Origin of the sequence: Candidatus Photodesmus blepharonis, from assembly GCF_000731795.2 — a bacterium.
GTDB lineage: Bacteria > Pseudomonadota > Gammaproteobacteria > Enterobacterales > Vibrionaceae > Vibrio > Vibrio blepharonis.
This window is the reverse complement of sequence record NZ_JGVK01000001.1, coordinates 105,711-112,242: the sequence shown is the minus strand read 5'-3', so window position 1 is coordinate 112,242 and position 6,532 is coordinate 105,711. Positions and strand designations below refer to the sequence as shown.

At 34.9% G+C, this 6,532-nt stretch carries 6 protein-coding genes; 3 read left to right on the top strand and 3 right to left on the bottom strand.

Annotated elements, in window-relative coordinates:
* The first annotated feature begins 203 nt into the window (after positions 1–203).
* Positions 204–791 (top strand): TfoX/Sxy family DNA transformation protein, encoded by a 588-nt coding sequence (locus tag CF67_RS00475; RefSeq protein WP_034412976.1) that lies wholly within the window; start codon positions 204–206, stop codon positions 789–791.
* A 58-nt stretch (positions 792–849) separates the two neighbouring features.
* On the opposite strand, the gene glgA is transcribed toward CF67_RS00475, so the two are convergent.
* Both glgA and lpxH read right to left on the bottom strand, forming a co-directional pair.
* Positions 850–2,316 carry a glycogen synthase GlgA gene (gene glgA / locus CF67_RS00470; RefSeq protein WP_034413002.1) on the bottom strand — a complete coding sequence of 489 codons (1,467 nt, stop codon included), beginning with the start codon at positions 2,314–2,316 and terminating at the stop codon, positions 850–852.
* Positions 2,317–2,360: 44 nt separating this feature from the next.
* Complete coding sequence (gene lpxH, locus CF67_RS00465; RefSeq protein WP_034412974.1) at positions 2,361–3,092, bottom strand: UDP-2,3-diacylglucosamine diphosphatase; 732 nt, start codon at positions 3,090–3,092, stop codon at positions 2,361–2,363.
* 223 nt (positions 3,093–3,315) lie between these two features.
* Between lpxH and cysS the strand changes: the two genes are divergently transcribed.
* Positions 3,316–4,713 carry a cysteine--tRNA ligase gene (gene cysS, locus CF67_RS00460; protein WP_034412973.1) on the top strand — a complete coding sequence of 466 codons (1,398 nt, stop codon included), beginning with the start codon at positions 3,316–3,318 and terminating at the stop codon, positions 4,711–4,713.
* A gap of 80 nt (positions 4,714–4,793) precedes the next feature.
* On the opposite strand, the gene infA is transcribed toward cysS, so the two are convergent.
* A complete protein-coding gene (gene infA, locus CF67_RS00455; protein ID WP_034412971.1) occupies positions 4,794–5,012 on the bottom strand; it encodes a translation initiation factor IF-1 in 219 nt (72 codons plus the stop codon).
* 212 nt (positions 5,013–5,224) lie between these two features.
* On the opposite strand from infA, the gene aroA reads away from it, so the two are divergent.
* Positions 5,225–6,505 (top strand): 3-phosphoshikimate 1-carboxyvinyltransferase, encoded by a 1,281-nt coding sequence (gene aroA, locus CF67_RS00450; protein ID WP_034412970.1) that lies wholly within the window; start codon positions 5,225–5,227, stop codon positions 6,503–6,505.
* Positions 6,506–6,532: the final 27 nt, after the last annotated feature.

The window sequence follows — 6,532 nt, the reverse complement described above, 5'->3', positions numbered from 1 at the left end:
TTTTTTTTTTTTTTTTTTGATGTCTATTTAGATTTCCAATTATTTTTATTTCATTGATGGCTTACTCGTAGTAGTTGTGTTTTGGGTACGAATGGAGATTATAGCCTATAATCCCGTCAATATTAGACGCCCTTACAAGATATAGATTCGCTGGTTCACTTAACCAATTCAACACATGTCGCTGAAAGAAAGAAGACACTAAAATGAAAAAATCACTAGAAGATTCGATACAACTATTCAAACAACTTGGTACAGTCAGATCTCGTTCAATGTTCGGTGGTTATGGTATTTTTATCGATGACACAATGTTTGCTCTATTTGTAAATGAAAAACTGCACATCCGTGCTGATAATGTGTTATCAAGACAATATCAAAAAAAAGGGTATAAGCCCTACATATACAAAAAACGAGGATTTCCTGTAATAACTAAGTATTTCGCTCCACCCAGTGATTGGCATAGTGATGTTAGCTCGATATTGCTTGAAGCAAAAAACGCCTTGCAAGCAGCTAAACTAGAAAAGAAATCTCAGATGAAATCGAAACCTGATCGTCTTAAAGATCTCCCAAACTTAAGATTAGCAACTGAACGAATGCTCAAAAAAGCAGGAGTTTTCTCTGTAAAGAAACTAGAAGAAACAGGCTCTGTCGAAGCTTTTAAAGCAATTCGAAAAACTCACACTACAGATGTTAATCTTGAACTGCTTTGGGCACTTGAAGGAGCTATCAAAGGGACCCATTGGTCCGTTATTCCAAAATCTCGACGAGAAGAATTAGTCAATCATCTAAACTAAAAAACACTATTTGATTTTACAGACTTATTCTATTACGACAACACAAGGTGCTGCTTTGTTAAGCGGACTCTGACAAAGCACTCCGATACATAGCTATATATTTTCTGGCCGAATCACTCCAAAAGAATCTTTGTTTCATAGCGTTTAACTTAAGTCTATCAATCTCTTTCGGATTTTGAATATACAAAATTAAAGAACGCGATATTGTGACTAACAAAGCTTCGCTAGAGGGTTTATCGAAAACAAATCCAGTCGCTTCAATGCTGTCTGAATCATAGTTTTTAACACTGTCTTTAAGTCCACCCACTCCTCTTACTATCGGCAATGTGCCATAAGCCATACTGTACATTTGATTTAAACCACATGGCTCAAATTCTGATGGCATTAAAAAAAAATCGGAACCTGCTTCTATCAAATGTGCAAGTCTATCATCATAAATCTCTAAAAAAGCGAATTTTGTGCAATGCAGGGTGGAAATAGTTCTTAACTGATCCACCCAAAATGGATCACCAACCCCTATAATTACTAATTGAACGTCGAATTCTAGAAAATTATCTAAAATTGGTAACAAATAATGTAACCCTTTTTGATTAGTTAGTCGACAAACCATACCATACATAGCAACATTTTTGACAGGTAAGCCCATCTCACATTGAAGTGCTTGCTTACATACTTTTTTCCCAAAACTCATACTTTGATAGGTAGCTCGATAATTTTTCGGTAAATATTTATCAATTTCTGGATTCCATACTGAATAATCGCATCCATTTAAAATCCCAATGAAATCTTTACTACGACTCCTAAACTCATTTTGCATACCATGGCTTCCAAGTTCAGTCTTAAGTTCTTCTGCATAAGTCGGACTCACCGCATTTATCTTATCAGCACACACAATCCCAGCTTTCAACATCGTAACATGTGTAGAGCTTATTTCTGCTTCAGGTACACAACGAAGACGAAATTCAGGCAAATATTGCAACTCCTCATAAGTAAACATTCCTTTAAATGCAGCATTATGAATAGAAATCACACAACGCATTGACTGAAAATACTCAGTCTCTGCATACCTCTTTTTTAAGAAATAGGCTACAAAGCCTGTTTGCCAATCATTGGCGTGCACGATATTAGGACAAAAGGCAAGTTTTGGCAAAATATCCAAGCAAGCAGCACTAAAAAATGCAAAACGCTCACCGTTATCCGTATAAGCTTCATTATTTTCTTCGTACATGTCAGAACGATCGAAATACTTAGAACAACGGATACAGTAAATAGGTACACCCTGCATCGACAGCTTAGCTACTGAATAAGCCGTATGAGGCCAATGCTCTAAGCGTGTGCTCAATACCACTTCTCGATTAAAATTATCTACAATTTTCCTGTAATCTGGAAGGACTAAACGGACATCTTGCCCAAGTTTTACAAGTGACTCAGTCAATGATTTAGCAAAATCAGCTAAACCACCGCTCTTAGCTAATCCATTTACTTCTGATACTGCAAATAGAATAGATAAATTTTTCTTAGACAATTTTGTTTTTTCCCCATCTTCTAGACCGAAGAGTTTGAAAAACATCACTTTTCATTAAATGGTCGAACTTGCAATTCGTACCCATGTTCAGTATAAGCTAAAACAGATCCCTGAGTATACCAATCTCCAAGAACTATTCTAATTCTATTACCTTGTTCTGTATTTAGTTCATGAATACCTGGATTATGAGTATGACCATGAATCATCAAGTTGACGCTATGAAAATTCAAAACTTTTTCAACCTCAGATAAAGTGACATCCATAACATCTAGTGGCTTGTTTTCTTTATGCTTTTTAAGGTTAGATTGGATCTTGGTAGCAATTATCCTCCTAATATACAAAGGAATATGAGTAAACATCCACTTTAACCAAGGCTTACGAACTTTTTTTCGATATTCAAGGTATTCTTCATCATGAATACATAAAGTATCACCATGCATAATCAAAACCTGACAACCATACAAATCTATAACCGTCTCATCCTCTAACAACTGCATTCCAGTATGCTTTAAAAAATGCTTACCAAGCAAAAAATCCCGGTTACCTTGAATAAAAAAACAAGGTACCCCCAATTCCGTCAGTTTCTTCAGTTCATATTGAATGAGTTTAGAGAAATCAGAGTTATCATCATCACCAATCCAAAAATCGAATAAGTCACCCAGCACGTAAAGAGCATCTGCTATAGACGCTTCTTCACGTATAAACCTAATGAAACGATCAGTAACCCTAGGTCTACAAGACGTTAAATGAAGATCCGAAATAAACAGAGTAGTCATAATAAAAACTGATGCGTCGAACACCCTCTTTCAGCACTGTCAAAAGCACTAATCCTACCAAAAGAATCAAGATGGTAAAATATTTCTTTGAATTAAATTTCAATTAAAACACGTCAATAGCAAATTACAATATTTTTATATTTTTTATTCCTCCTATCATTAACTATCAAAAGATTAATTGATAAACTTAAATGAATTTTTCAATATTCCGGTGATAGAGTGCATGCTTAAAATATATAATACGCTAACGAAGAAAAAAGAGGAGTTTAAGCCAATCTTTGCCAACAAAGTTGGTCTTTATGTCTGTGGAGTAACTATTTACGATCTTTGCCATATTGGCCATGGTCGTACATTTGCTTCCTTTGATGTAATTTCACGTTACTTACGCTACTTAGGCTATAAGCTAACATTTGTACGCAATATCACCGATATTGATGACAAAATTATCAAACGTGCATTAGAAAACAATGAATCCTGTAGTTCTCTAACCGAACGCCTAATTATTGAGATGCACACTGATTTTGATTCTCTAAATATACAACGCCCAGACTTTGAGCCGCGTGCAACTGACTATATTGCTGAAATCATTAAATTAATAAAAAAACTAATTGAAGGTGGTTTCGCTTATATCGCAAATAATGGAGATGTAGTCTTTGAAGTACGTAAGTACAAACAAAACCAATATGGCCAATTATCTAAACAAAATCTTGATCAGCTAAAAATCAGTAATCGTGCTAATATCAAAGCAATAAAGCATAGTGAACTAGATTTCGTATTGTGGAAAATGTTTAAACCTGGTGAACCTAGTTGGGAGTCACCATGGGGATTAGGACGTCCGGGTTGGCATATCGAATGTTCAGCAATGAGTTCTTCAATTTTAGGTCATCACTTTGATATTCATGGTGGTGGTTCTGACCTCAAATTTCCTCACCATGAAAATGAAATAGCACAGTCATGTTCTGCAAATAGTACTGATTACGTTAATGTTTGGATGCATAGTGGAATGCTCATCGTCAAAGAAGAAAAGATGTCTAAATCACTAGGCAACTTCTTTACTATCCGTGATATACTAAAGCATTATAATCCTGAGACTGTACGTTATTTTTTGACATATAAGAACTACCGCAGCCAACTTAAATACGATATAACAAAATTAAACCAGGCGCATGCTTCACTAGAACGTCTATATACTTCTCTAAGAAATTTAGATTTAACTGTGCCACCCGCAAACAATGAAGAATATAAATCTCGATTCATTACTGCAATGAATGATGATTTCAACACATCAGAGGCTTACTCAGTATTGTTTGATATAGCTCGTGAGATTAATCGTATTAAAACAAACAATATTCAGAAAGCTAGCGAATTAGGAAGTTTAATGCGTGAACTTGCGAATATAATAGGAATTCTTTACCAGGAACCAGAAACTTTTTTCAAAGGAAAAGACAGTAATAAGAATAAAATTAAGCAAATTGAAGCCTTGATTGAGCTACGTAACAACGCGCGTATTTCTAGAGATTGGAAAAATGCAGATATGGCTCGAAAAAAATTAAATGAGATGGATATTAAAGTGGAAGATGGTCCAAACGGAACTACTTGGCGTCGTTGTAAGCAGCCATGATTTACAAAATTAAGAAGACTAAACTACGAATAAAACAAAGGCAAACGGCTTCATTTTATTCGTGGTTAGAGCATCAAACATTAACGGGCACGAAAAACAATACGACCTTTTGATAGATCATATGGAGTCATTTCCACGGTTACTTTATCACCAGTCAATATACGAATATAGTTCTTCCGCATTTTGCCAGATATATGCGCAGTAACAATATGAGCATTTTCCAATTCAACACGAAACATTGTGTTTGGCAAGGTATCCAAAACAGTGCCTTGCATCTCAATCACATCTTCTTTAGCCATTTAATCGCCTTTAATTTAAGATAACAAATAGAATCCCAAGAACAAAACCGTTCTATATAAAATTCTAATATATAAAATTGTGGCACATTCTACTCTTGCTAGTAGTAATTTGCTAGCTTTTGGTATCAATCAAAACAGACTTTAAAATTTATGACTGCAACAATCCATCTGTTGAAACTATTTTACAAAAACCAAGAAACTTCGGGTTCTCAATGAAAAATCTTACATTACAAAGTATCACAAAAGTAAACGGTGAAATCACTTTACCAGGTTCAAAAAGTATATCTAGCCGAGTTTTGCTGATTGCTGCGTTATCTGAAGGAACCACTCGTCTAATTAATCTCTTAGATAGTAATGATATTACCTATATGCTCAATGCGTTATCTAAACTAGGTATTAAATATCAATTTTCTAAAGATAAAAAAACTTGTGAAGTTAAAGGCTTAGGCAAGCCATTCCAAACATTTAAAAAATCAGAATTATTTTTAGGTAACTCAGGTATAGCAATAAGATTGCTAACAGCAGTGCTATGTTTAAGCGAAGGTGAATACATTTTAACCGGTGAATCTCGTATGAAAGAACGACCAATTGGGCATTTAGTTCAAGCATTGCTTGAAGCAGGAGCACGAATTGAATATTTAGAAAATAGCCATTTTCCACCTTTGAAAATTGTAGGAACTTCTCTAAAAAAGAATTTTTTCTTACTAAACAGTTCAATTTCCAGTCAATTTTTAAGTGCACTTTTGATATCAGCACCTCTTCTGCAAAGCCACACAACCATCAAAATTAAGTGCAAATTAGTATCAAAAACCTACATTGATACTACTCTACATGTTATGAAACACTTTGGTATTAAAATAATTAATAACAATTACAAAGAATTTTTGATCCCAAAAGGGCAATATTACGTTACTCCTGGCGATTTTATGGCAGAAGGTGATGCTTCATCAGCGTCTTACTTTCTTGCCGCAGGAGCAATTAAAGGTGGTGAAATTAAAGTAAAAGGTGTAGATAAAAACAGTATTCAAGGAGATATCCAATTTGCTAACGTGCTCGAAAAAATGGGAGCTAAGATTGAATGGGGAGAAAATTATATTATTTCTCGCGTCGGTCCGCTTCAAGGAATCGATATAGACTGTAACCACATTCCAGATTCAGCAATGACTCTTGCCATTACTGCACTGTTCGCTAAAGGCAAAACAAAAGTTCGTAACATATACAATTGGCGGGTAAAAGAAACAGACCGGCTTTCTGCTATGACGAAAGAATTACGTAAGCTAGGAGCAAAAATTGAGGAAGGAAGAGATTACATTACTATTACTCCCGTGAACCAACTAAAGCATGCTACCATAAATACTTACAACGACCATCGCATGGCTATGTGTTTTTCTTTAGTCGCATTGAGTGATGCTGGTGTCACTATTAACGGTTTCCAGTGTATATCTAAAACTTTTCCAAATTACTTTGATAATCTAGCAAAACTAAGCAAGTGAACTAGAAAATAAGATTGCTATCCAATA